The 26,051-nt window shown below is 35.1% G+C and carries 22 protein-coding genes and 1 riboswitch; of the genes, 1 reads left to right on the forward strand and 21 read right to left on the reverse strand.

Annotated features, from left to right (window positions below):
* Positions 1-112: 112 nt before the first annotated feature.
* The 16 genes from IE051_RS03880 to IE051_RS03955 all read right to left on the reverse strand — a co-directional run bounded on the left by IE051_RS03880 (position 113) and on the right by IE051_RS03955 (position 15,685).
* Entirely contained in the window at positions 113-1,051 is a 939-nt protein-coding gene (locus IE051_RS03880; protein WP_189359468.1) for a methylenetetrahydrofolate reductase, read from the reverse strand.
* Entirely contained in the window at positions 1,051-1,287 is a 237-nt protein-coding gene (locus IE051_RS03885; RefSeq protein ID WP_189359469.1) for a hypothetical protein, read from the reverse strand. Before IE051_RS03885 ends, IE051_RS03880 begins: the two co-directional genes overlap by 1 nt.
* Before the next feature lie 2 nt (positions 1,288-1,289).
* Positions 1,290-3,965, reverse strand: a complete 2,676-nt coding sequence (gene metH, locus IE051_RS03890; RefSeq protein ID WP_189359470.1) for a methionine synthase — start codon at positions 3,963-3,965, stop codon at positions 1,290-1,292.
* Complete coding sequence (locus tag IE051_RS03895) at positions 3,965-4,246, reverse strand: antibiotic biosynthesis monooxygenase family protein (RefSeq protein WP_189359471.1); 282 nt, start codon at positions 4,244-4,246, stop codon at positions 3,965-3,967. The genes metH and IE051_RS03895 overlap by 1 nt, the downstream gene beginning before the upstream one ends.
* 11 nt (positions 4,247-4,257) lie before the next feature.
* Complete coding sequence (locus tag IE051_RS03900) at positions 4,258-5,271, reverse strand: homocysteine S-methyltransferase family protein (protein ID WP_189359472.1); 1,014 nt, start codon at positions 5,269-5,271, stop codon at positions 4,258-4,260.
* Between the two features lie 109 nt (positions 5,272-5,380).
* Positions 5,381-5,488: riboswitch (SAM riboswitch) on the reverse strand.
* Between the two features lie 79 nt (positions 5,489-5,567).
* Positions 5,568-6,458 (reverse strand): cysteine synthase CysM, encoded by an 891-nt coding sequence (gene cysM, locus IE051_RS03905; RefSeq protein WP_189359473.1) that lies wholly within the window; start codon positions 6,456-6,458, stop codon positions 5,568-5,570.
* A complete protein-coding gene (epsC, locus tag IE051_RS03910; RefSeq protein WP_189359474.1) occupies positions 6,442-7,185 on the reverse strand; it encodes a serine O-acetyltransferase EpsC in 744 nt (247 codons plus the stop codon). The genes cysM and epsC overlap by 17 nt, the downstream gene beginning before the upstream one ends.
* A 129-nt stretch (positions 7,186-7,314) precedes the next feature.
* A complete protein-coding gene (locus IE051_RS03915) occupies positions 7,315-8,370 on the reverse strand; it encodes an NAD(P)/FAD-dependent oxidoreductase (RefSeq protein WP_189359904.1) in 1,056 nt (351 codons plus the stop codon).
* A 70-nt stretch (positions 8,371-8,440) separates the two neighbouring features.
* Positions 8,441-9,043, reverse strand: coding sequence for a precorrin-2 dehydrogenase/sirohydrochlorin ferrochelatase family protein (locus IE051_RS03920; RefSeq protein ID WP_189359905.1), 603 nt, complete (start codon positions 9,041-9,043; stop codon positions 8,441-8,443).
* A gap of 3 nt (positions 9,044-9,046) precedes the next feature.
* Positions 9,047-9,808: a uroporphyrinogen-III C-methyltransferase gene (cobA, locus tag IE051_RS03925; protein WP_189359475.1), complete on the reverse strand. Its 762-nt coding sequence runs from the start codon at positions 9,806-9,808 to the stop codon at positions 9,047-9,049.
* Between the two features lie 14 nt (positions 9,809-9,822).
* Positions 9,823-11,919, reverse strand: coding sequence for a ferredoxin-like domain-containing protein (locus tag IE051_RS03930; protein WP_189359476.1), 2,097 nt, complete (start codon positions 11,917-11,919; stop codon positions 9,823-9,825).
* 48 nt (positions 11,920-11,967) lie between these two features.
* Positions 11,968-13,215: a sulfate adenylyltransferase subunit 1 gene (locus tag IE051_RS03935; RefSeq protein WP_189359477.1), complete on the reverse strand. Its 1,248-nt coding sequence runs from the start codon at positions 13,213-13,215 to the stop codon at positions 11,968-11,970.
* An 82-nt stretch (positions 13,216-13,297) separates the two neighbouring features.
* Positions 13,298-14,203 (reverse strand): sulfate adenylyltransferase subunit CysD, encoded by a 906-nt coding sequence (cysD, locus tag IE051_RS03940; protein WP_189359478.1) that lies wholly within the window; start codon positions 14,201-14,203, stop codon positions 13,298-13,300.
* A gap of 10 nt (positions 14,204-14,213) precedes the next feature.
* The gene (locus IE051_RS03945; protein WP_189359479.1) at positions 14,214-14,834 is read right to left on the reverse strand and encodes a phosphoadenosine phosphosulfate reductase domain-containing protein; all 621 of its coding nucleotides are present in this window, start codon (positions 14,832-14,834) and stop codon (positions 14,214-14,216) included.
* 12 nt (positions 14,835-14,846) lie between these two features.
* A complete protein-coding gene (locus IE051_RS03950) occupies positions 14,847-15,092 on the reverse strand; it encodes a DUF2061 domain-containing protein (protein ID WP_373294330.1) in 246 nt (81 codons plus the stop codon).
* 176 nt (positions 15,093-15,268) lie between these two features.
* Positions 15,269-15,685, reverse strand: a complete 417-nt coding sequence (locus IE051_RS03955; RefSeq protein ID WP_189359481.1) for an RrF2 family transcriptional regulator — start codon at positions 15,683-15,685, stop codon at positions 15,269-15,271.
* A 150-nt stretch (positions 15,686-15,835) separates the two neighbouring features.
* Between IE051_RS03955 and IE051_RS03960 the strand changes: the two genes are divergently transcribed.
* Positions 15,836-17,752, forward strand: a complete 1,917-nt coding sequence (locus IE051_RS03960) for a T9SS type A sorting domain-containing protein (protein ID WP_189359482.1) — start codon at positions 15,836-15,838, stop codon at positions 17,750-17,752.
* A 318-nt stretch (positions 17,753-18,070) separates the two neighbouring features.
* Here the strand turns inward: IE051_RS03960 and IE051_RS03965 are convergent, their stop codons facing one another.
* The 5 genes from IE051_RS03965 to IE051_RS03985 all read right to left on the reverse strand — a co-directional run bounded on the left by IE051_RS03965 (position 18,071) and on the right by IE051_RS03985 (position 26,036).
* A complete protein-coding gene (locus IE051_RS03965; protein WP_229796724.1) occupies positions 18,071-18,880 on the reverse strand; it encodes a PhzF family phenazine biosynthesis protein in 810 nt (269 codons plus the stop codon).
* Between the two features lie 67 nt (positions 18,881-18,947).
* Positions 18,948-19,910, reverse strand: a complete 963-nt coding sequence (locus IE051_RS03970) for a polysaccharide lyase family 7 protein (RefSeq protein WP_229796725.1) — start codon at positions 19,908-19,910, stop codon at positions 18,948-18,950.
* 237 nt (positions 19,911-20,147) lie between these two features.
* On the reverse strand, positions 20,148-21,323 hold the full coding sequence (locus IE051_RS03975; RefSeq protein ID WP_189359485.1) for a trans-sulfuration enzyme family protein: 1,176 nt from the start codon (positions 21,321-21,323) through the stop codon (positions 20,148-20,150).
* Positions 21,324-21,356: 33 nt separating this feature from the next.
* Entirely contained in the window at positions 21,357-24,755 is a 3,399-nt protein-coding gene (gene thrA, locus IE051_RS03980; protein ID WP_189359486.1) for a bifunctional aspartate kinase/homoserine dehydrogenase I, read from the reverse strand.
* A 6-nt stretch (positions 24,756-24,761) separates the two neighbouring features.
* A complete protein-coding gene (locus tag IE051_RS03985; RefSeq protein WP_189359487.1) occupies positions 24,762-26,036 on the reverse strand; it encodes an O-acetylhomoserine aminocarboxypropyltransferase/cysteine synthase family protein in 1,275 nt (424 codons plus the stop codon).
* Between the last annotated feature and the right edge of the window lie 15 nt (positions 26,037-26,051).

Here is a 26,051-nt window from a genome sequence, read left to right on the forward strand (position 1 = left end):
TATTCTTTTTCTAATTAATCTCTTAGCCCTTATACACAGACATTGTTTCCCGCTTAATCAGAAAGCTATAAAATAGGTCCGAAACTCCAACACAAACATAATACACTTATCTTTATGAAACGGAAGAAGCTTCATATTTCTTCATCATTGTTTTAACGTCTCTTAGCAATTCAATGGAAGCTTCAATTTCAGCCTTTCGTATTGAAACACTTTCAATATTAAAACCTATGGGAATATTTTTTCCTGCACAATAATCCAATAATTCTTTAGCTATAGTTTTACAAACATCAATAGACTTCGCTAAAATATCTTCAGAGTGTTTTAAATCATTCTTTAACCACTGCGGCATATCAATACCCAACCACTCCATAAACTCCATAGTTTTTAACGAACCACATGGGGTTAAGGTAAAAATAATAGGCAATAACACTCTATCATCAGCCATAGAACTGTAATAATAATCGGAAAGAAAATTTTTAGTATTGTTAATATTGTAAACACACTGTGAAATAAAAAAATGACATCCTTTATCAACCTTTTTAAAAAGGCGCAGATGCTCATCATTCTTTTTATAATGCCGTTCAGGTATAGTAACACCGCCTAAAATCATAGATGAATTTGCTGCATGGTTTACACTATAAGCATCATTTAATGATAAACTCGATTTTTGTTTATTTGATGGTGTACCAACAAAAACAGAATAGTCTATTTGCTCAGCATTTTCCTTAATCCAATGCCCTAATTCTTGTTTAGAATACTTACCTACACTTTTGTAAATAATCTTAGGCAAGTTCAAATCCTTTAAATACTTAGCACTATAGACATCCGGGCTTAGTGTTTCTATAAATGGAAACGGTCTTGGGGCATCATTCCTTGAAGATTCATCTTGTATGTCATATAAAACTAATCCGTCTAAACCAATATCGCTAATACGCTCGATTTGTTTTTTAGCAATACTTTGAATTTTACTTTGGTCTGTTTTTAACTTTGGTGGTGTTAATCCGTAAAGTAAAATTCCTGAGTTTCTATTATTAATTTTATCCTTCAGCATTACTCTACCAAAATGTGTTCTAGATCATTAAAGGACTCTTCATATTCCCAGTATATCCATCTATCATCAACATAATCTGTAAGAATGTATTTTTCACTTATAGATTTTATTCTTGAAATTGGAATAATTTTCTTTGAAAACGTTGCAGAACGAACATGTTCTAAAACCTCCTTATTATTACTATCATACCCATGCGATATGACATAACTCCCCAAAGTTAACTTGATAAATTTCATTTCTATTGATCTGCAATATTTGGATGTAACCACTTTCTAGCTTTATCCTTATTAATTCCTTTTCTAGTAGCATAATCAGATACTTGGTCATCTGTAATTTTACCAAGTCCGAAATATTTTGATTCTGGATTTGCAAAATAATACCCAGACACAGCTGCGGCTGGCCACATAGCTAAACTTTCAGTTAAGCTTACTCCTATTAGTTTTTCAACCTCCAACAAATCCCAAATCGTTTCCTTTTCTAAATGATCAGGACAGGCAGGATATCCTGGTGCAGGACGAATACCTTTATAACTCTCTTTTATTAAATCTTGGTTTGTCAAATCTTCTTGAGCCACATACCCCCAATGTTTGGTTCGTATTTGCTTGTGCAAGTACTCGGCAAACGCCTCAGCAAATCGATCTGCTATAGCTTGAGCCATAATGGCATTATAATCGTCATCCTTTGCTTTATAACTATCAGCCAATTCTTGAGCCCCAAATATACCAACGCAAAAAGCCCCTATATAATCTGTTCTACCAGAATCTTTTGGCGCAATAAAGTCTGCCAAGGCATGATTAGGAATGCCTTCTCGCTTTTTCAATTGCTGACGCAAGGTTCTAAAGACAGCGATTTCTTTCCCTTTTTTCTGAACAGAAATATCATCTTCATGTATTGAGTTGGCTTCAAACAATCCAAACACGGCTTTAGGTTTTAATAATTGTTTAGCAACAATTTGCTTAACCATATCTTGAGCGTCTTCAAATAACTGTGTGGCTTGCTCTCCCACAACCTTATCCGTTAATATATCTGGATATTTACCATGTAAATCCCAACTTCTAAAAAACGGACTCCAATCTATAAACGGCAATAGTTCTTTTAAGCTTAATTGCTTCAAAATCTGAACCCCCAATTCTTTAGGTTTTACAATTTCAGAGGTTTCCCAATCAATTTTATATTTTCTTTTTCGTGCCTCTTCAATTGAAATATATGATTTCTCCTTTCCTCGTTTTAAAAACTTGGTTCGGAATTCATCATAATCTGCTTTCAACTTAGCAACATATTCGTTTGATGTTTTCTTATTAAGTAAATCACCAACTACGGTCACCGCTCTTGACGCATCGTTTACATGCACCACAGCATTTGTATATTGGGTATCAATCTTTACAGCCGTATGTGCTTTAGAGGTTGTAGCCCCACCAATTAATAACGGCACCTCAAAATTTTTGTTTTGCATTTCCTTAGCCAAGTACACCATCTCATCTAAAGATGGTGTTATTAAACCAGATAACCCAATGGCATCAACACGTTCAGCAATAGCAGTTTCAATGATTTTTTCCGGAGGCACCATTACCCCTAAATCTACAATTTCATAGTTATTACAAGCCAGAACCACACTTACAATATTTTTACCTATATCGTGTACATCGCCTTTTACCGTGGCCATTAATATTTTACCTACTGGCTCAGATTTATCTGATTTTTCGGCTTCAATGAATGGGTTTAAATAGCCTACTGCCTTTTTCATCACACGAGCAGATTTTACCACCTGTGGCAAGAACATTTTTCCTGCACCAAACAAGTCACCAACCACATTCATACCTGTCATTAAATTTCCTTCAATAACTTCAATGGGTTTATTGGCTGCTAATCGTGCTTCTTCTATATCCTCAATTATAAAAGCATCAAGCCCCTTAACCAAGGCATGGGTTATTCTATCTTGTAATGGATTTTCACGCCATGATAAATCTACCGTCTTTTCCTTTTTAGAACCTTTTACCGTTTCGGCAAAATCTAATAAACGCTCTGTAGCATCATCGCGCCTATCAAGTATAACATCTTCAACATGCTCCAATAAATCCTTTGGGATATCATCATAAACCTCTAACATAGCCGGATTCACAATACCCATATTCATACCATTTTGAATGGCATAGTATAAGAACACAGAGTGCATGGCCTCGCGCACGGTGTTGTTCCCTCTAAACGAAAACGACACATTACTTACACCGCCACTAACACTAACATTTTCAAGATTCTCTCGAACCCATTTTGTAGCCTCTATAAAATCGATAGCATTTCTTTTATGCTCATCCATTCCCGTTGCAACAGGGAAAATGTTTAAATCAAAAATGATATCCTCTGATGGGAATCCAACTTTATTGACCAAAACGTCATAAGACCTTTGAGCAATTTCAATGCGCCTTTCATAATTATCGGCTTGCCCTACTTCATCAAAAGCCATCACAATTACGGCTGCACCATATTTTTTTATTTGTTTGGCTTCCCAAATAAACTTTTCTTCACCCTCTTTAAGTGAAATAGAGTTTACCACGCATTTTCCTTGAACCACTTGTAATCCTGCCTCAATGATTTCCCATTTGGAAGAGTCAATCATCATTGGCACGCGACAAATATCTGGTTCAGCAGCTATCAAATTTAAAAAACGCACCATAGACTCTTTTCCATCAAGAAGTCCATCATCCATATTGATATCTACAATCTGTGCACCACCATCTACTTGGTGCCGTGCAATATCTAGTGCTTCATCAAATTTTTCTTCCTTGATTAAACGTAAAAACTTTCTAGAACCGGCAACATTTGTCCGCTCCCCAACATTTATGAAGTTACTGTTTTCATTCAGAATTAGTGGTTCTAATCCTGAAAGCTTCATGTATTTAGTTTGTTTTATTTTCATTATTTATAATGCTCTACTGTTGGAAATGGCTCATAAAAATGATGCAATAATGCTTTCCATTCTTGATATTCATTTGATGTTCTAAATCCAATTTCATGATCTTCAATCGTTTCCCAGTTAACCAATAATATGTATTTATCCCTGGCTTCAACACACTTCTTTAATTGATGTGAGATGTACCCTTTCATTGAAGAAATTATGCCTTCCGCCTTTTTGAAATTCGTCTCAAATTCAGCAGAAAGTCCTTCTTTTATATGTAATGTGGCTACTTCTAGTATCATTCTATAAATCTCTAATGAGATGCTGAAACAAGATCAGCATGACGTCGTGGTTTATACTTTGCGGCAATATCTGCAATCACTCTAATATGCTCCGGGCTAGTTCCACAACAACCACCTATAATATTGATTAAATTCTTCTTCAAATATTCTTCAATTTGCGCGCCCATTTCTTCAGGCGTTTCATCATATTCGCCAAAAGCATTTGGTAATCCTGCATTTGGATGTGCTGAAATTGCAAAATCTGTTTTATTAGCAATCGCCTCTAAATGTGGTTGCAATAAATTTGCACCCAATGCACAATTAAACCCAACCGATAATAATGGAATATGCGATACCGAAATTAAAAATGCCTCGGCAGTTTGCCCAGATAATGTTCTACCGGAAGCATCTGTAATAGTACCACTTAACATTATGGGTATATCAATATTGCGTTCTTCTTTTACTTGTTCAATAGCAAATAAAGCAGCTTTAGCATTCAAGGTATCAAATACCGTTTCAACCAATAACAAATCTACACCACCATCAACCAACGCCTCTACCTGTTGCTTGTATGCTATACGCAACTCATCAAAAGTTACGGCTCGATATCCTGGGTCATTCACATCTGGTGACATACTAGCCGTTCTATTCGTTGGCCCTATTGACCCTGCCACAAATCTTGGTTTGTGCGGTTCCTTTGCTGTAAATTCATCAGCAACTTCTTTGGCTATTTTAGCAGACTGATAATTTAGTTCATATACTAAATCTTCCATTTGGTAATCTGCCATAGCAATAGTAGTTCCTGAAAACGTATTGGTTTCGACTATATCAGCACCTACTTCAAAATATTTGCCGTGAATGGTTTTTATAGCTTCTGGCTGTGTGATTGACAGCAAGTCGTTATTACCCTGCAAAGGTGTTGGATAATCTTTAAAGCGTTCGCCTCTAAAATCCCCTTCAGTGAATTTATAAGCTTGTAACATGGTACCCATAGCACCATCTAAAACTAAAATTCGATCCTTTAAAGCTTCATGTATGTTTGACATCACTTTTCTTTTTTATTTATGTAAAAACTGAAACAAATTCAGCTTGACGAAAGCCTAATATTTTATTAGTTTTCATCATAATATCATCAAGAAGAGTAAAAAATACTATTCGTTATCTGTCTCCTATTGCTAGGAGTAGAACGTAGCACCTTCTTTACAAGTTAAAGGGTTGCCAAGGTTTCATTGGGTCTAATCCCTCTACCTTTCTTGATAACATTAATACGTTAATGAACTGGCGAACAAAAATACTAACTATATTCCTTTATTCACATTAAATTCAGAAAAATTAAAACACCTTATTCAAACAGGGCCGAGGATAAATAACGATCTCCCCTATCACAAATAATTGCAACAATCACACCTTCTTCAATTTGTTCCGCAATAGTTAATGCACAAAATACAGAACCTCCGCTACTCATTCCTGCAAAAACACCTTCTTCTTTAGCTAATTTAATGGTCGTAGCTTTTGCATCATTCTCAGTCACATCAATAACCACATCAACGCGTTCAGGATTAAAAAACTTAGGTACATATTCTGGAGACCACTTTCTAATTCCAGGAATTCTAGCACCATCAGCGGGCTGCGCGCCTACAATAGTTATTTCCTTATTCTTTTCTTTTAAATATTTAGAGGTTCCAGTAATAGTTCCTGTTGTACCCATGCTAGATACAAAATGTGTAACTTTCCCATTAGTTGCTTCCCAAATTTCAGGGCCGGTAGTTTTATAATGCGCTTTCCAATTATCATCATTCTCAAACTGATTCAAAACAGTATAACCTTTTTCATCTCTTAACTTAAAAGCTAGGTCTCGCGAACCTTCAATACCAATATCAGAAGATGTTAAAATGACCTCAGCACCATAAGCACGCATTGTTTTTACACGCTCTTCAGTAGAATTCTCAGGCATGATTAATACCATTTTCAACCCTAAAAGTTTCGAGATAAATGCTAAAGCAATTCCCGTATTTCCACTTGTAGCTTCAACTAAAGTATCGCCTTTTTTAATATCACCTCGTTTTAAAGCTTCATTAATCATATTAAAAGCTGGACGATCCTTCACACTGCCGCCTGGGTTATTCCCTTCAAGTTTTAAAAATAAACGTACACCTTTTTTTGAAATCAAATGCGTGGCTTCTACCAAAGGGGTATTCCCAATTTGACCAATAATACTATTTTCGAATTCCATTCTTTTTGGGTCTTATTTTAATTTTTGTTTGATAGGTTACTAATGAATTCTCAGGAACAGATTCGGTTATCCAAACGTTAGCACCAATAACACTATTTGCTCCAATAGATATATCGCCTCCTAAAATTGTGGCATTCGCATAAATGCAAACATTATCTTCAATGGTAGGATGACGTTTTGTCGATGCTAAACTTTTAGACACCGAAATACCACCCAAAGTTACCCCCTGATAAATCTTAACATTTTTGCCAATAATAGACGTTTCGCCAATTACAATACCTGTGCCGTGGTCAATATAAAAAGATTCATCAATAGTAGCTCCTGGGTGAATATCAACCCCCGTTATACCATGAATGTATTCACTCATCATTCTAGGTAAAATATATACGCCGAGTCTATGCAATGCATTACTCAATCTGTAAATTGATATGGCGTAAAATCCGGGATAAGCCATATAAATCTCTGCTAACGAATGCGAAGCCGGATCATTTTTTTCAAATGCAATGGCATCTAAATCCAGTTTTCTTCTAATTTCTGGCAACTGGAACTTGAACTTATCCCATAGCTTCTTTCCATCCTCTATGTCTAACTTAGACAATATTTTAATAAAGGTCTTTTCTAAATATTCATCATGTTCTTCTTCATGCTCGCAATCGAACAATGAATAAAATAAACGTTTCGTGAATGTTTTTGCGGTATCTTTTAAGCAAACATTATAACTTTTCATTAGTTATCTTTTTTGTGTTTGAGTTGATAAAAATAGAATTTATACCTGAATAATCTTATGATAATAAACATTAAATCCCGCGATTCTAAAAAGAAAAACGCGGGATTATTATATTTATAAAGCTAGAATTTAATTTATAGCTTGAACCACCGCTTTTGGAGCTTCTTTTCTTGAACCATCAAATCCATCTATTCCACTAACTGTAGTATATTTTAACACCAGTCTTTTTCCTGGATTGATAATTCTATAGGCTGCTTGACACATTAATGTTGCCTCGTGGAACCCACATAGTATTAACTTTAATTTCTCAGGATATGTATTGACGTCACCGATTGCAAAAATACCAGGGATATTGGTTTGATAATTTAATGAATTATCCACCTTTATAGCATTCTTTTCAATCTCTAATCCCCAATTTCCAATTGGCCCTAATTTAGGAGACAATCCAAATAAAGGAATAAAGTGATCTGTTTCTATTTGAAACGCTTCCCCATCTTTTGGAACCACGGTAACAGCTTCTATCTTACCTTCACCATGCAACTCTTTAACTTCAGCAGGTGTTACTAAATTAATTTTACCCGCTTTAGTTAACTCGCCTACTTTCTCAACAGAATCCAAAGCTCCTCTAAATTCATTTCTTCTATGAATTAAAGTTACCTCAGAAGCTACATCGGTTAAAAAGATACTCCAATCTAATGCAGAGTCACCACCTCCAGAAATCACCACTTTCTTATCTCTATAAAATTCTGGATCTTTGATGATATATTCCACACCCTTATCCTCATAATCTGCTATGCCTTCAATAGCAGGTTTTCTTGGCTCAAATGACCCTAAACCTCCAGCGATTGCAACTATAGGAGCATGATGCTGCGTCCCTTTATTTGTTGTTACAATAAAAGAACCGTCCTCTTGTTTTTCTATAGTTTCAGCACGTTCTCCCAAGGTAAACCCTGGCTCAAATTGTTTTCCCTGCTCTAATAAGTTTTTAGTTAAATCTCCAGCCAAAATTTCCGGAAAACCAGGAATATCATAAATTGGTTTTTTGGGATAAATTTCTGAACATTGACCACCTGGTTGTGGTAATGCGTCAATTAAATGACATTTAAGTTTTAATAATCCTGCTTCAAAAACAGTAAACAACCCCGTTGGTCCAGCTCCTATGATAAGTATATCAGTCTTAATCATTTTATGATTCTTTTTTTTCATGTGCGCATCCATATTGTTTTAAAATTGGCACATGTAACATTAATTTAACTTACTTTTTTTGATTAATCTTTTTATCAGATGTTTCAATTAATCCTTTTGTGAATTCGTTTAGTGTTTCCACTTTTTCTTCAAAATCACCTTTTATTGTTTTTCTATATTCATTTAAATTCTTCACTAAATCGTCTATATTTTCAGGAATAACTTCCTCAAAAAATTGACGTAAACGTTTCGCTGTTGTAGGCGATTTTCCGTTAGTACTAATAGCCACTTTTACATTGCCTTTAGTTACGATACCTCCCATATAAAAATCGCAATAGGGCGGATTATCTGCAACGTTGACTAATTTGGCCTCTGCCCGACAATCTTTCCAAACTTGTACGTTAACTTCTGGCTCATCGGTCGTGGCCACAACCATATGCTTGCCAATTAAATATTTTTTTTTGTAAACATCTTCAATCAATGTGACACATCCTGTTTTAGCAAGTGCCACAGTACCCTCTCTAAACATGGGTGACACCATGGTAACATGAGCATCGGGACTAGATTTCAACAAAAAAGTCAGCTTTTCTTCAGCTACAAAACCACCTCCTATAATCAAAACATTTAGGTTTCGGGATTTTAAGAAAATAGGATACAAATTATTTCTTTCCATCATCTAATCCTCAGTCACTTCTTTATATATTGAATCCAGAACAGCTCTTTCTTTCACCACATCACCAATAACTATGATTGCAGGAGCCGCCAATTGTTTTTCATTAACAACCTGCTGAATATTTCTAATATACCCTATCCCAACATTTTCATTATCTCGTGTACCATTTTGAATAATTGCTACTGGGGTGTTTCGTTTATTTTCTGCATAAAACACCTTTACAATGTCATGCAATTTATGCATGCCCATTAAGATAACCACAGTAGCGGTAGATTTTGCTGCTAAAACCACATCATTAGATAAGGCATGATCTTTAGTAGTCGCTGTTACAACCCAAAAACTTTCTGAAGAACCTCGTTTTGTTAAGGGTATCCCTTGCGAGGCTGGCACAGCCAACGCCGAAGAAATCCCTGGCACAACATACGTCTCCAAGCCAAATGTTCTCACATAGTCTATCTCTTCCGCTCCACGCCCAAAAATAAATGGATCGCCTCCTTTTAAACGCACAACATGACCTTTTTCTTTAGCTTTTGTCACAATAAGATCATTGATCTGTTCTTGCTGAAAAGCATAACACCCCTTGCGTTTCCCCACAAAAATAAGCTCTGCATTTTCAGAAGCATATTTAAGTAAAGATTCGTTTATAAGTGCATCATATAAAATCACATCAGCAGATTCAATAGCCTTAATACCTTTAAGGGTAATTAAATCTTCATCACCTGGTCCTGCGCCTACAACAGTTAATATTGGGGTTTTCAAACTCATTCTTTTTTATTCGCTTATGCCAATTTAGCCTGTTCTACTTCTCTATATTCTCGAACAGCTGTTAAAAATGTCTCAGCACTTGAAATATAATTTAAAGCAAATTCTTTTGTTGGTGCATTCTTATTGATTTGATAAATCAATTCTGAAAACGATGTTCCTAAACTGATTTTCCCGCCTTGAATAAATAACTCGTCAAATTGAGAAATAATACCTGCATGTGTATTTGTCTTTTTGTTTTCAGCCAATAATAATGCTTTTGCTGAATTCACTAAGGATTGGTATGCTAAATAAATAGCTCCTGAATAGACTTCATCTTCAAAAGATGTTTTAGCATTTTCAATTTTCTCCTCACTTTCAAAAAACAACGTAGCAATTAAATCAATTACTACACCTGCACATTCACCAATACCAATCTCCTTTACATATTTTTCTTCTTCTCCCCAATCAATAAAATCTTCTTGAATTAAATTAGTAGCATCCTGTAAATCATTTAAGAAATCGTAAAAATACTTCTCTCCTTTTTCTTGATAATAGGCAACAAAACTTTTTCCATTAGCATGGGCTTCAAAATCATTTAAAATTCTGCGCAATGCTTCAGGCCCTCTTCTACTTGGTACCTTTACAACTTTATCAGCAAAAGTAGCATTTCCATCACCTAGGTTACCTCCTCCAAGTAAAACTTGTAATGCTGGTGCAACCAATTTATCTGGTGTACGCACGGTCATCCCTTGGAAACCAATATTTGCCATATTATGTTGACCACAGGCATTCATACAGCCACTAATCTTAATTACAAGATCTTCATTTTTCAAGTATTGTGGGTACTCTGCTGCAATTACACGTTCTAGTTCTTCTGCAATCCCAGTACTACTAGCAATACCTAAGTTACACGTATCTGTACCTGGACAAGCTGTAATATCTACTGCTTTGTTATAACCAGCATCAACAAATCCTAATTTCTCTAATTCCGTGTAGAAAAATGGTACCAATTCTCTTTTTACAAAAGGAATTACAATATTTTGACGTAACGTTAAACGTACTTCACCTGCACCATATTTATCCACTAAGTCAGCTAGCAATCGTGCTTTATCTGTATAAAAATCACCCAACAACACTTTAATCCCGATAGCAACAAACCCATCCTGTTTTTGAGGAATTAAGTTTGTCGATTTCCAAGTTTCAAAGGCTTGTTGATTTTTTATTTCTACCGTTGGAATATCTTTAATTTCCACAGGAACTGAAGGCACATAACTATCCGCATCAATAGCGACACTTTTAAATTCAATCGCTTTTTGTTCCTCAGCAATTAATTCCTTAAAGGCTTCTAACCCTATATCTTTCAATAAGAATTTCATTCTCGCTTTAGCACGACTTTTACGCTCACCATAACGATCAAAAACTCTTAATACCCCTTCCATAATAGGAATGATCTTATCGGTCTCTACAAAATCAAATAAGACATCCGCATGACGTGGCTGAGAACCTAATCCTCCAGCAACCATAACTTTAAATCCGCGAACGCCGTCTTTTTCTTTAGCAATATAACCTATATCATGTAAGTATGACAAGCCTGTATCTTCATCTGTAGACGAAAAAGAGACCTTAAATTTACGTCCCATTTCTTGACAAATTGGATTACGTAAAAAGAATTTATATAAGGCATCTGCATAAGGTGAAACATCAAACGGTTCATCTACATCTATTCCAGCAGTTTCAGAAGCAGTCACGTTTCTTACCACATTACCACAAGCCTCACGAACGGTAACTTCATCTTTTTCTAACTCCGCCCACAATTCTGGTGTTCTATTTAAATCTACATAGTGAATTTGTATATCTTGACGCGTTGTAATATGTAAACGCCCACGAGAATACTCATCAGATACAGCAGCTATTCTACGTAATTGATTACTTTTTAACTTGCCGTAAGGCACTTTAATACGAATCATTTGAACCCCTTCTTGTCTCTGACCATAAACACCACGAGCTAAACGAAGGCTTCTAAATTTCTCCTCATCAATCTTTCCATTATGAAATAACTCAATCTTATTGGCTAATTCAATAATATCCTTTTCTACTATTGGATTTTCTATTTCTGTTCTAAAACTTTGCATGATATACCTGACTTTTTTCTTTTGAAAAGAACTTTTTATTATATTTTACTACTGAATAAAACCAGCACCAACCGTATTATTATTTTGAGCATCTATCAAGATAAATGATCCATTTGTCCTGTGGTTTTTAAACTGATCGTAAAAAATGGGTTTATTTAATTTAAAAGTAACTGAAGCAATATCATTTACCCCTAAACCTGTAACATCTTTTTCTATACCAGAATAATCAGGATTTATTTTATGATTTATTCTATCAACTTTTGCCAGCACTTTATTCACCCCATGTTGAACCACATATTTGGTACCTGGTGTAAGTTGTTTAGAATCCATCCAGCAAATGTTTGCAGTAAATTGTTTATCGATGGTTGGCAAATCGTTTTCTTTAACAATCATATCCCCACGGCTCACATTAATATCATTTTCTAATGTAATGGTTACCGATGAACGTCTAGAAGCCGTTTCATACTTTTCATCATAGAAATAAATATCTTTAATTTTTGAACGTGTTTTTGATGGTAACACAATAATGTCATCACCTACACTTAAATTTCCACCATAAACTTTACCTGCATATCCTCTAAAATCATGAAAATCTTCAGTTTTAGGACGCACTACATATTGTACTGGGAACCTTGGCGTACCGACATTAAAAATATCAGACTTATCCAAATCTTCTAAATGCTGCAATAACGCTTCACCTTCATACCAAGGCATTGCATCAGATTTATTCACAACATTATCTCCCTTTAAAGCACTCACGGGGATGAATGTGATTTTTTGATCTTGGTAATCTCTTTTGCTCATCAATTCAGAAAAATCAGCCTTAATCTTGTTATATACTTCTTCTGAATAATCAACTAAATCCATTTTATTAATCGCTACCACAACATCTTTAATTCTTAATAAATTGTTGATGAAGAAATGACGATTGGTTTGCTCAATAACTCCTTTTCTTGCATCAATTAAAATGATAGACGCCTGTGAAGTTGAAGCTCCTGTTACCATGTTACGTGTATATTCAACGTGACCTGGCGTATCTGCGATGATATAACTTTTTTTCTTTGTTGAAAAATAGATATGAGCTACATCAATTGTAATTCCTTGTTCTCTTTCTGCAACCAATCCATCTGTAGCTAATGAAAAATCTAAGTAATCATACCCACGTTGCTTACTTGTTTTTTCTATGGCCTCTAACTTATCAGTAGTTAACGATTTTGTATCATAAAGAATACGTCCTATTAACGTACTTTTTCCATCGTCCACACTTCCTGCTGTTGCTATTTTTAATACTTCCATTTTTATTCTAATGTTGGCTTAAAGCCTAATTTGTATTCGTTTTAAAGATCCCCGCCTTTGCGGAAATGACAAAATTGGTATTCTAGAAATACCCTTGCTGCTTACGTTTCTCCATGGCCGCCTCTGATCGTTTATCATCGATACGCGCCCCGCGTTCTGAAATAGTAGAATCTCTAATTTCTTCAACCACTTTAGAAATAGAAACTGCATCTGATAATACAGCTGCAGTACAACTCATATCTCCTACAGTTCTAAAGCGCACCATTTTCTCTAACACCTCTTCATTATCATCTCTGTAAACAATACCGTCTTCAGCAGACCAAATCATACCATCTCTTAAGAAAACTTTTCGTTTATGTGCGAAATATATTGATGGAATTTCAATGTTTTCTTTCTCGATATAAGACCAAACATCTAATTCTGTCCAGTTTGAAATTGGGAACACACGAACATTTTGTCCTAATTCAATCTCACCATTTAGCATATCAAACAATTCTGGACGTTGGTTTTTCTCATCCCATTGACCAAAATCATCACGTACTGAAAAAATACGCTCTTTAGCTCTCGCTTTTTCTTCATCACGACGAGCACCGCCAATACATGCATCAAATTTAAATTCTTCAATAGCATCTAAAAGCGTAGTAGTTTGTAATTGGTTTCTACTTGCATAGCGTCCAGACTCCTCCTTTACTTTACCTTGATCAATAGAATCTTGAACATTTCTAACAATTAGCTCAAGCCCTAATTCTTTAACCAAACGATCTCTAAACTCTATTGTTTCAGGAAAGTTATGTCCTGTATCAATGTGCATTAAAGGAAAAGGAACTTTTGCCGGATAAAAAGCCTTAACTGCTAATCTAACAAGTGTAATTGAATCTTTACCGCCAGAAAATAACAACACTGGTTTTTCAAACTGTGCTGCTACTTCTCTCATGATATAAATCGCCTCGTTTTCAAGCGAGTTTATGTGTGATGTATCTTTCTTCATAATCTTTTATTTAAGCGTGTAATCCACACTCTCTATTTTCTAATGCTTTTGTTGGATCGAAATATTTAAATTCGTTTGGTAAGTTATTTTCTTCTAAATAGGCATCTAATTTTTCATCAGACCAAAAATAGAAAGGACTCACTTTTAAAACACCATCTTTACTTAAACTAAAAATGCCGATGCTATTTCTAAACGCTGTTTGCCCTTGACGCAAGTTTGTAAACCAAACGTTTGGCTTATGCTCATCCATGGCTCTTTTGAATGGCTCTAATTTCACCTGCTCTGTAAACAAGGCATGCTCTGGCGCATCAATACTAGGAATTCCCATAACCACATCTCTGTGTGACGATGTTTGTTTTGGCACATATAAAGACACATTCAAGTTTAAATCTTTAATAACTTGTTCTGCATGTTTATAGGTTTGTGGCGTATTATAACCTGTATCACACCACACCACCGGTATTGTTGATTCCATTTTACTTACTGCATGTAAAATAGCGGCCTCATAAGGTCTAAAATTTGTTGTAACAACAGCTTTATCATTAAGCACAAAAGCCTTCTTGATTATTTCTGCTGGTGTAGCCTTTTCAAAGCTCTTATTTAATTCTTCTATTTGAGTTTCTGTGAACATTGTACTATCTTTTTATTTTCCCCACTTAATAACGTTCCAAGCGCGTTCATGAAAAAAGTATAAAATTAATTTAGTGATAAAATCTACTGAAGCTATTGAAGCTGCAAGAGACATTTCTCCTGTTAAAACATAAGAAACTAATAAGGTATCTAAGGTTCCCACGACTCTCCAACTTAAGGCTTTGGCAACACTTCTAATTGGTTTTTCACCGGCACTATCCTCCTTATATGTAGATTTCTCCTTGCTCTTTAATAACATTTGCGCAATCATTTGTCGTTGTATTATATTAATCCTATCAATTTAGTAGGGATTACAAAAGTAATACAATTTATTACATAAAAAAGAGATTTAACAACTTTTTAGAAAAATGGAATATATTCAGGATATAGCAACAATAATCTTTCAATAAATAGATTTTTTTTGAGGAATCTTAATTAATCTATTTGCGATAAATCGGCTAAAGTTGTATTTCTAAATACTTTAAGTGTATTATCTCGTACTTGAATCATAAGTTTGTTGACGCTGCATTTATCTTCATCAGGGCAGTCATCACACTTTTCATAGAAGTTTAAACTTACACAGGGCACCATAGCAATTGGTCCTTCTAGAACACGCATCACGTCTGTCATTTTAATTTCCGCAGGTTCACTCCTTAAATAGTAGCCGCCATGCTTTCCTTTTTTGGAACCTAAAATCCCAGATTTCCTTAATGTAAGCAATATCCCTTCTAGAAATTTTTGAGGAATTTGTTCACTTTTTGCTATTTCACTTACCTGTATAGGGGTATCACCAATACTTCTGGCAATGTATGTTAGTGCTTTGAGTCCGTATTTCGTTTTTTTCGATAACATATTGCGAAGATAAAATTATTAATATATTTTTCGTCAAAGTCCCTAAAATTAAACGCTGTATAGTTTTTGTCTAGTTAATTAATCAATTCAAATTATGCTTTTTGTATACAAAAAGCATAATTTCACAAGTTCAACTAAATAAAATTAATTATGACTACAAAACTTACTTTTATAGTGCTTACTTTTTTCTGCGCTTTATTTTCTATCAATCTTACCGAAGCCCAAGGTAATATAAAATATGGCCCTGATTATATTGTCTTAGAAGCAGAAGACACAGAAACTCCTTTAGGTAATTTATGGACTGTAAGACAACCAGGAGATCCTGGTTATTTAGAATATTTATTCTATCCTGGCTCATCACCTGATCCAGCAAACAACACATATTTAGAATATACTGGCCCTTGGCAGGGGGCTGGGAGTGAATTAGAATACAAATTTATCTGCCCTAAAACAGGTACTTACCAAGTTGCAATGCGCATGCATTCTCCACTAAGAGAATCCAACAACCCAAACAAAGGAAAGTGGTTAACGCCTGCTGGGGAGACAGATCCAGTATGGTGGGAGTTGGCTGATTTAAGAAATGACTTTTTTATAAAGATGGAAGGTGATTTTACGAGTGGATCGACTAAACATTCTGTTTCTGACTTGAAAACATTTCATAAATTTTTTGGTAGAGGTGCTAATAATTGGGGAACTTGTATTAACCTAGAACATAATGGGAATAATGGTGTATTTTATAATTTGACCGAAGGAGAAGAATATACCTTTTTTCTTAAAGGTAGATCTAACACTGCGATAGTCGATTATATTGCTTTTTATGACACTGATTATCTTACACATAACATAAATAATCAAAGTACAGATTTAGCACTGCAATTACCTGAAGAAATTCGTCCTTATGCAGAACCAACAGGTATCGCAATAAGCCCGGATCCTAAAAATCTAAGAGTTGGTACATATTCTCAACTTGAAACACTAATGACTCCTACAAATGGTAATCCAAGTGCTACTTGGAGTTCTACTAACAATGCCATTGTTTCTGTAGATCAAAATGGCGTAATTACTGCTGAAGGTACTGAAGGACAAACTGCAACCATAACAGCTAGAAGTAATTTAGATAATTCTTTAGTAGCTACAAGTGAAATTACTCTAGTTGCATTTTTCAACATTCCAGTAACTTCAGTATCGGTGTTTCCAGATAATATAATTATTGTAGAGAATGACACTAAACAATTAACAGCAACTATATTACCAGCTGATTCTGATAATAAAAATGTCACTTGGTCTAGTAGCAATGATGCTATTGCTATTGTGGATCAAAATGGTAATGTAACTGGTATAGCCAAAGGAACCGTAAAAATTAGAGCTACCTCTAAAGATAACAATACAATATATGATGAAGCCGATGTTGAAATAGGTGCGCTTATTCCACAAGCCGTATCTATAAATAAAATTAATGGCATAACGGTAGAGGCATTTAAAACACAAAGATCAGGTAGGATAGAAATAGGCGAAGTCTTAAGCCTAGAAGTAAGCTATTCTAATATTACAGCATTTAGTGGTGGTTTTGCCCGAGTTGTCGTTAGATACGCAATTAACAATGGCGGAACAGCAGTTGGGCCTAATCTTACTATTAACAATATCCCCATTGGTGCAGCACAGATTACTGAAACAGTAAATTATACCGTAGCCAATCATAATACTGGAAATAGTTCAGAATCCGCAGTATTACAAATTTTTGCTGCTTTAAATTTTGGCAATATTAATAGTCTCTATTCTGGATTTGAAATAGTTCCTGCAGGTAGCTTATCAACGCAAGATAATGTCCTAAAAAACAGTATTAAACTCTTCCCTAATCCAGCCAAAGATTTTGTTACTATTGAAAACATTAATTTTAATTCTCCTTTAAAAGCTGAGATTTATAATATGAATGGGGCGTTGGTTCAAACAAATATTATTAATTCTAAGACTCATAAGGTTTCAACTCATCAACTTAATCCTGGTCTTTATATTATTCAATTTAAAAGTGATGTTGCAGTAACTACAAAGAAGTTAATCATCAAATAGATTTATCATATAGCTCCATTTTATAATGGGGCTATATCGATTTAATTTTTCATAACGCTAGATTATGGCCAAAGCCTTAAGTTCATTTGCTTAGTAAAAAAGAACATATATAAATGTATTCTTTATTAAATATTAAAGTGGTTTTTCAGGATTTAATCTATACAGATTTCAGGGTCGTAAAGTAGCTAGGCTAAGCAAAAAAAGTCTAGACATGAATAACTTTAAATTTAATCCCAACCCGATAAATAATGGTGTTTTCCATTTCAAAAACATTTCCTCACAATCAAAATTTAATATTATAAATGTACAGGAAAGGTTTTAGATACTAGATGTATTTCTGATTTTAAGTTGAGCTTCAAAAACAGTTACAGCTTGACCTTTAATTTTAACGTTATTTCCTAACATAGAGACTTTCAGTTCACCTTTTCGTTTAGAAATTTGATGTGAAGTCATTTCATTTTTCCCTAATCGATCTGTCCACAGAGGTGTTAAAGCACAATGTGCAGAACCTGTTACGGGGTCTTCGTTAACTCCCATAGCTGGAACAAAACAACGGCAAACAAAATCTGCCTCATCACCTTTTGCAGTAATGATTAAACGCCCCAATCCATTGGCCTTCAAACTCTCAAAATTAGGCTTAAATTGAGCAATTTCATTTTGCGAATTAGCCACTGCTAAAACCCAGTTATAATCGGTAAGGTAAAATTCAACAGGTTCAAAACCGAGATACTCCTTAAAATTATCTGGTGTATCAATAGGTGTTAAACTATATTTTGGAAAAATCATGACCAAACCATCATCATCCTTACTTATATTTAAATCGCCTCCTTTGGAATTAAAGTGAATACTTTCGGTACTTTCTTTTAATCCAATTTGATACATAATATGAGCCGAAGCCAAAGTAGCATGACCACACAAAGGAATTTCAACTGACGGCGTGTAATATCGAATATCAAAACCATCACCATTTGGCGCAACAAAAGCCGTTTCAGACAAGTTCATTTCCATAGCCATTTGTTGCATCCATTCTGTCGAAGGTAATTTATCTAAAATCATCACCCCCGCAGGGTTTCCTTTAAATGCTTGATCTGTAAACGCATCTATTTGATATATGGTTTTATTTTCCATCAAATTTGCTCAATTAATTTTCTATTGAAATACTATAAGATCTAAGATTATACATTTAAAAACAAAACTAATTAAGAGTATGCGATTTCTCTAAAGCGTAAAAAGTAACCTGAGCATAGTCGGTATCATCACCAGAATTATTCAAATGGTACAAGCCAGCTTTAAAATACATATATTGACCCGCTACATTAAATCCGCTATTAGCCATATTTACAGTTTTCACGACATCCTCTTTTCCTTCTCTAATAATAGTAACTGTCAAAATATCTCCTACCACCTTAATGTTGTAGCTAAACTTTTCATCAAGTGCTATGCCATCAGAAGGATTCGCGGCACTATTACTTCTAGAACCAATCATTTCATGCCATTGTTCATCGCCGTTACCATCCGTTGGCTCATGTGCAAAATAAATTGAACCCAACGTATTATTCTTTAACTTTCTGTAGTATAAACGTACAGGCTCATCATTATTAGCATGTATTTGACCTATAACCACTCGACCTATATGACTGTTGTTTCCTGTAGTTGTGACATGATTTATTGCAAGTGTAGCCGACATTTCACCGTCATAACCTGCCGCGGCATTTTTATCCGAAGTTGGAGCTGTGCCAAAAACCCAGTTATTTTTATTTACACCTTGAGTTTTAATACTCGTGTTTGTACCTCTTAACATTTCACGAAGTTCTACCCGAGTATAACTAGTATTTACAGAAGTTTTAAAACCATCAACCGGACATTTAAATACCATACCACCATCATCTGCTGTAAAGAAATATTTGCTGTTTTCATAAGATGCATTAATCTGACTAACCGAAATTGTTGTGGCTGTTCCGTTGCCTTTGTTCTCAGGTATACTCAAATTCCACGTGGTTAAATCAAAATTCTCAGAAGGCGTCTTGCCTGGATCTAGCACTCCTGATGGCCCATTATTTTCTTCTTCATCTACTATTTCTTCTTTTTGCTCCTCCTCCATTATTTCGGAATCAGAAGAACTACAATGAACTAAAAACACGAATAAAGTAAGTGCCATAATAGTTTTGTTAAAGATGAAAAGGTTCTTGATTTGGTTTTTAACTTCCATAATTATCTTCATTTTACACGCGCACTTAAGTATCGATTTCACATACTAACAGTTACGTGCAACTTTTTTTTGCAAAAATAATACCTAAAAACCATAAAAACCGAAAATAATCTATCTAATTGGACAACCAGCTTCAATAAAGTGAAGCGATGCTATACAATTATAAAAAATAAGAATCAAATAAGCTTAACTTCCCAATGCCTGCTCTATATCATCAATAATATCATCAATATGCTCCAAACCTAAAGAACAACGCACCATACCATCCGTTATACCAGCAGCCGCTTTAACTTCTGGTTCAACTTTCGCATGAGTTGTGCTGGCAGGATGCGTCACGATGGTTCTTGTATCTCCCAAATTAGCAGAAAGAGAACACATCTTAATGGCATCAAAAAAAGCTTTTCCGCCTTCAATACCACCTTCAACTTCGAAAGCGACAATATTACCGCCTAACTTCATCTGTTTTTTTGCGATATCATACTTAGGGTGCGACTTTAAGAAAGGATATTTGACCCAATTGACTTTAGGATGCGCCTCTAAATATATCGCTAATTTCAGAGCATTTTCACAATGCTTTTCAACTCGAATAGCTAAGGTTTCTAAAGACTTTGATAGCACCCATGCATTAAAAGGACTCATTGATGGTCCTGTAAGTCTAGAAAACAGATAAATCTCGCGAATTAACTCCTTTTTACCAACTGTTATTCCTCCTAAAACACGGCCTTGGCCATCCATTAATTTTGTAGCGGAGTGAATTACCAAATCAGCACCGTGTTTTATGGGGTTCTGTAAATAAGGTGTTGCAAAACAATTATCAATAACTAACAGTATGTTATGCTTTTTACAAACCGCACTTAAAAAATCTAAATCTAATACATCAACACCCGGATTCGTTGGCGTTTCAGCATAAATAAACTTTGTATTTGGACGAATCAGACGTTCTATATCTTCAACTTCATTGATATTAAAATAAGAGCATTCAATATTCCATTTTGGAAAATACTTTGTAAACAAACCATGGGTTGCTCCAAACACAGAACTACAAGACACCACATGATCACCAGCGTCTAACAACGTAGCAAATGTTGAAAACACAGCTGCCATTCCAGTAGCAAAAGCAAAACCTGCCTCAGCACCTTCCATTAAGCACACTTTATCTACAAATTCATTTGTATTTGGATTACTATATCGGCTGTATAAATCGCGTTGTTTTTCTTCTGCAAAGGAAGCCCTCATTTCTTCAGAGTCTTCAAATACAAATCCTGATGTTAAGTATAAGGGTACTGAATGCTCAGAATACTGAGTAGTTCCGCTCTGCGTTCTTATCGCTTCTGTTTCAAATTGCTTTTTTTTCTCGCTCATTGTTCATGCTTTAGCATAAGCTAAAGTCTTCATTTAATTTATATGCTTAGACAATCTTAATATGTCTCCAAACACGCCCCTTGCAGTTACTTCTGCACCTGCACCAGCACCTTGGATCACAATAGGCTGTTCGCCATAAGACTCTGTAAATATTTCAAAAATGGCATCAGATCCTTTGACATGACCTAAGGTACTATCTTCTGGAATTGACACTAATTTTACCTCTAAATGTCCTTTATCCTGAGATAAATCACCACTTAAATCTCCTACATATCGTAAAACATAACCTTCTTCTTGGTTGTCTTTTATCTTTTCAAATTCTTCATCTAGGACCCGTAACTGGTTTAAAAATGATTCCACCGAAATATTCTGATAGGCTTCCGGAATTAAATTTTGAACTGCTACATCCTCAAATTCATTTTGCAAATCTAACTCTCTTGCCAGAATAAGCAACTTTCTAGCCACATCATTTCCTGAAAAATCTTCTCGAGGATCTGGCTCAGTAAACCCTTTGTCTATAGTTTCCTGAACAATAGCGCTGAAAGGCTTATCTTGAACAGAAAAATTATTGAACAAATAACTCAAGGTTCCAGAAAAAACACCTCTAATTCTAGTAATATTCTCTCCCGACTCATGTAATAATTTAATAGTATCTATTAAAGGTAGCCCCGCTCCAACAGTAGTTTCGTATAAGTATTGCTTATTATGGCCTTTTAACTGCAAACGTAAATCTTTATAAAACTCGTGAGACACGGTATTCGCCACCTTATTGGAAGACACTAAATCAAAACCAGCTTCTACAAGTGGGACATAATTTTGATAAAAAACAGCACTCGCCGTATTATCAACAGCAATTAAATTTTCAAGATGATTTGATTTAGCGAAATTAATAACATCATCTAAAGCGCTACCTTGAGATGTCGTTTTTATGTTTTCCTCCCAATGGACATCAACACCATTTTTATTTAATAGTAGTTTTTTAGAATTTGCTATAGCAAACACATTCAAATTAATGCCTTTGCGCTTTTCAATATCATCTTTTGATTTTAATATCTGGTTAATTAAGGCACCACCTACGCCACCATGACCAAAAATGGCAACATTTATCTTTTTTGAAATTCCAAAAACTTCCCCATGAATCACATTAACCGCCTTGTGTAATTGATTCTTTTTCACCACTAAGCTTACATTCTTACCGGTCACCGTATTATTAAACAATAAAGGCGTAATTTGATTTTTGATTAAGGCATTAAATGGTTTATGGAAAGAGCTCAGTTCAATACCTACAATCGAGATCACTGCAACATCATCAACAACATCAATCTTGTTAACATCTTGAGAATAAAAATCACTTTCAAACTCGCGCTCTAAAGCTATCACCGCCTGTGTTGCTTGATCTGCATTTATAATAAGGCCAATACCACGTTCTGAAGAGCCTTGAGACACTATGCTCACGCTAATATTGTAATTACTAAGCGCCTTAAAAATTCTTGCATCAACTCCAATTTTACCAAGTAATCCACGACCTTCAAGATTTAATAAAGCGACATTATCTAGTATGGACAATGATGTAACTTCTTTAGTACTTGGCCTAGCAGTAATTAGTGTACCTGGATCATTTGCATTAAACGTATTTAAAATACGTAAGCTAATGTTTTTTTCTACTAAAGGAATGATGGTCTTAGCATGCAGGACTGAGGTACCAAAATTTGCCAACTCATTAGCTTCGCTAAAAGACAGTTCTCGAATTTGTTTTGCATCAGCAACTAAACTAGGGTCTGCTGTATAAATACCACTCACATGCGTGTAGTTTTGCAACTCTTCTGCATCCAGAAAATTAGCAATTAAAGCTGCAGTATAATTACTGCCGTTTCTACCTAAAGTTGTAGTTTCATTCTTTAAATTGGACGCAATAAAGCCTGTAACAACATTAACAACATCCTTATTCTTCTTAAAAAAAGCTTGGGTATTTTCTCTAGAGAGTTTTGACAAAGGTTGTGCATTACCAAAAGCTTCATCCGTCTTAATGAGCTCCCGAGCATCAACAGTATTTGCCTTTATACCTTGGGCACTAAGAATACTTGTAATAAGTTTGACTGATAATAATTCACCCTGCGCTAAAATGGTGTCTTTGGTCTTGCTACTGTAATCGCGCAACAAGCTAACGCCCTCAAACAACTTATCTAAAACGGCAAACTCCTCTGAGAAATCAACTGCTTTAAAGGGTTCAATTTGATACGCCTTAAAAGCCTCTAACTCCTCTTGGAAAGATTCGCCCTTTAACGCTTTATTCAAAATAGACTCTAAATCATCTGTCGCCGTTCCTCTGGCAGATACAACAACAGTAATTCTATCGCCGTCTTTTACTTTATTTTCTATAATTGAAAGAACCGTCTCTATTCCTTTTCCGTTGGCTAAAGATTTACCTCCAAATTTTAAAACTTTCATACGTTTTCTTTTAGAATGTGGCACAAAAATACCTTCTATAATTTCTTCTAATTGTTCATACTCCATCAAAAAGGCATCATGACCATGAACCGAATGGATTTCATTATAGGTCACATTAGGATGGGATAAAGCCAATTGTTTTTGGGTTTCTCTGTTTTCTTCAGCCGTAAAAAATAAATCAGAATCCACACCGATAATATGAATATTAGCTTCTATATTTTCGAGCACATTAAAATTTTCATCTCGGCCTTTAGTAACATCAATGGTTTTTAACAATTGGTTCATCAACTTATAAGCTGAAAGCTGAAAACGCTCCTGTAGCTTTTTGCCATGATGTAATAACCAACTCTCGACATTAAAAATTTCTAAATCTTCATTTTTGGTGCGATGAAAACGCTCTTTAAAAGATTCAGGAGTTCGGTAACACAGCATCGCATGCATTCTCGCATCATGTACTGGATGTTTCGAATTGATTAAAAATTGCTCTTGAATTTGGCAATTAGCAATCAACCAATCTGTTGATTTCCAATCTGTAGCAACTACCACTAAATGCTCAGCTAAATTGGGTTTAAGAACCGCCATTTCCCAAGCGATACCGCCTCCTAATGAGCCTCCCACAACAGCAAATAACTTTCCTGTCTTTAGTCTTTCAAGACCAATTAAAAATATATTTGCCACATCTCTAGCGACAAAATCTTTATAATTATCAATGACAAAACCATCAAATCCGTTTCCGGGAATGTTAAACGCTAAAATCGTATATAACTTGGTATCTACAACTTTATCATCTCCTACCAAATCCAACCACCAGCCGTTTTCCCCAGCAACATCACTATTCCCTGTTAAGGCATGATTAATCAAAATAATAGGAGCCGTGCCTAAAGCCTTTCCAAAAACTTGATAACTCAGTTTTATTTCTGGAATAAGTACGCCTATTTCAGTAGTGAAATTAGTAATGGTAATATGTTGTAACGGATGTTTCAATCTTACTTATATTTTTGAAAATGCCTGTTTTAAATCTGCCTTTAAATCTTCGATATCTTCTATTCCTACCGATAATCTTATCAGGTCTGTAGATACCCCTGCCGATGCCTGTTCAGCTTCATCTAATTGCTGATGCGTTGTACTTGAAGGGTGAATTATAAGAGACTTGGTATCTCCAATATTAGCAAGTAAAGAAAATACTTGTGTCTCATCTGCTATTGTCTTTGCAGCTTCAAAACCACCTTTATGTCCAAAAGTAACTATACCACTTTGCCCTTTTGGTAAATATTTTTTAGCTAAAGCATTGTATTTACTACTTTCTAAACCAGGATAATTTACCCAAGCTACTTCATCTTGAGCTTCTAACCATTGAGCCAATTCCAATGCGTTTGCACTATGCTGCTTAATTCTTACTGGCAAGGTCTCTAAACCTTGTATAATATTAAAAGCATTAGTAGGACTCATTGCGCCGCCAAAATCTCTTAAGCCTTCGAGAATCAACTTAAAAGTATAAGAGGCTGCCCCCAAAACTTCATGATATTTAAGTCCATGATAACCAGCAGATGGCTCAGTAAACTCAGGAAATTTTCCATTAGCCCAATTAAAAGTACCCGCATCAATTATTGCACCACCTAAAGAAGTACCTTGTCCACCAATATATTTAGTTAAAGAGTGAATTACAATATTAGCACCGTGCTTTATTGGATTCAATAATGCTGGTGTTGCCACCGTATTATCAACTATAAAAGGAACTTCGGCAGCTTTAGAATGCTCAGCAATTGCTTCTAGATCTAACACATCTAGTTTAGGGTTCCCCAAAGATTCAACAAAAAATGCTCTGGTATTATCCTGAACTGCATCCTTAAAATTGTCTGGATTTGACGCATCTACAAATGTTGTTGTAATACCTAACCTTGGCAAAGTCACACTTAACAAATTATAGGTTCCGCCGTACAAGCTACTTGAAGCAACAACATGATCACCTGCTTTCAAAAGTGTTAATAACCCAGTGGCTATAGCCGCTGTACCTGATGCAAAGACCACAGCTCCAATTCCGCCCTCAACAGCTGCTAGACGCTCTTGCAAAATTTGATTTGTAGGATTGTTGAGTCGCGTGTAAATAAAACCTAATTCTTGTAATGAAAATAGGTTTGCTGCATGATCTGAATTATTAAAAACATACGACGTTGTTTGATAAATTGGTACAGCTCGTGCTCCACCATTTGAAGCTACATCATGTCCCGCGTGTAATGCGTTTGTTGCTAATTTTAAATCGCTCATTTTTCTAATATTTTT

The organism is Algibacter mikhailovii (genome assembly GCF_014651495.1).
Classification (GTDB): Bacteria; Bacteroidota; Bacteroidia; order Flavobacteriales; family Flavobacteriaceae; genus Algibacter_E; species Algibacter_E mikhailovii.

Bases quoted from the DNA above. Each gene is read 5' to 3' on its own strand.
- IE051_RS03915 (WP_189359904.1), bottom strand. From the start codon at position 8,370: ATGATTAAGACTGATATACTTATCATAGGAGCTGGACCAACGGGGTTG.
- IE051_RS03920 (WP_189359905.1), bottom strand. From the start codon at position 9,043: ATGGAAAGAAATAATTTGTATCCTATTTTCTTAAAATCCCGAAACCTA.
- IE051_RS03975 (WP_189359485.1), bottom strand. From the start codon at position 21,323: ATGAGCGAGAAAAAAAAGCAATTTGAAACAGAAGCGATAAGAACGCAG.
- IE051_RS03930 (WP_189359476.1), bottom strand. From the start codon at position 11,919: ATGCAAAGTTTTAGAACAGAAATAGAAAATCCAATAGTAGAAAAGGAT.
- cobA (WP_189359475.1), bottom strand. From the start codon at position 9,808: ATGAGTTTGAAAACCCCAATATTAACTGTTGTAGGCGCAGGACCAGGT.
- IE051_RS03955 (WP_189359481.1), bottom strand. From the start codon at position 15,685: ATGTTATCGAAAAAAACGAAATACGGACTCAAAGCACTAACATACATT.
- IE051_RS03970 (WP_229796725.1), bottom strand. From the start codon at position 19,910: ATGGCACTTACTTTATTCGTGTTTTTAGTTCATTGTAGTTCTTCTGAT.
- IE051_RS03900 (WP_189359472.1), bottom strand. From the start codon at position 5,271: ATGTCAAACATACATGAAGCTTTAAAGGATCGAATTTTAGTTTTAGAT.
- IE051_RS03895 (WP_189359471.1), bottom strand. From the start codon at position 4,246: ATGATACTAGAAGTAGCCACATTACATATAAAAGAAGGACTTTCTGCT.
- cysD (WP_189359478.1), bottom strand. From the start codon at position 14,203: ATGAAGAAAGATACATCACACATAAACTCGCTTGAAAACGAGGCGATT.
- IE051_RS03945 (WP_189359479.1), bottom strand. From the start codon at position 14,834: ATGTTCACAGAAACTCAAATAGAAGAATTAAATAAGAGCTTTGAAAAG.
- IE051_RS03950 (WP_373294330.1), bottom strand. From the start codon at position 15,092: ATGTTATTAAAGAGCAAGGAGAAATCTACATATAAGGAGGATAGTGCC.
- IE051_RS03965 (WP_229796724.1), bottom strand. From the start codon at position 18,880: ATGGAAAATAAAACCATATATCAAATAGATGCGTTTACAGATCAAGCA.
- metH (WP_189359470.1), bottom strand. From the start codon at position 3,965: ATGAAAATAAAACAAACTAAATACATGAAGCTTTCAGGATTAGAACCA.
- IE051_RS03985 (WP_189359487.1), bottom strand. From the start codon at position 26,036: ATGAGCGATTTAAAATTAGCAACAAACGCATTACACGCGGGACATGAT.
- IE051_RS03885 (WP_189359469.1), bottom strand. From the start codon at position 1,287: ATGAAATTTATCAAGTTAACTTTGGGGAGTTATGTCATATCGCATGGG.
- IE051_RS03880 (WP_189359468.1), bottom strand. From the start codon at position 1,051: ATGCTGAAGGATAAAATTAATAATAGAAACTCAGGAATTTTACTTTAC.
- cysM (WP_189359473.1), bottom strand. From the start codon at position 6,458: ATGGAATTCGAAAATAGTATTATTGGTCAAATTGGGAATACCCCTTTG.
- epsC (WP_189359474.1), bottom strand. From the start codon at position 7,185: ATGAAAAGTTATAATGTTTGCTTAAAAGATACCGCAAAAACATTCACG.
- IE051_RS03960 (WP_189359482.1), top strand. From the start codon at position 15,836: ATGACTACAAAACTTACTTTTATAGTGCTTACTTTTTTCTGCGCTTTA.
- IE051_RS03935 (WP_189359477.1), bottom strand. From the start codon at position 13,215: ATGGAAGTATTAAAAATAGCAACAGCAGGAAGTGTGGACGATGGAAAA.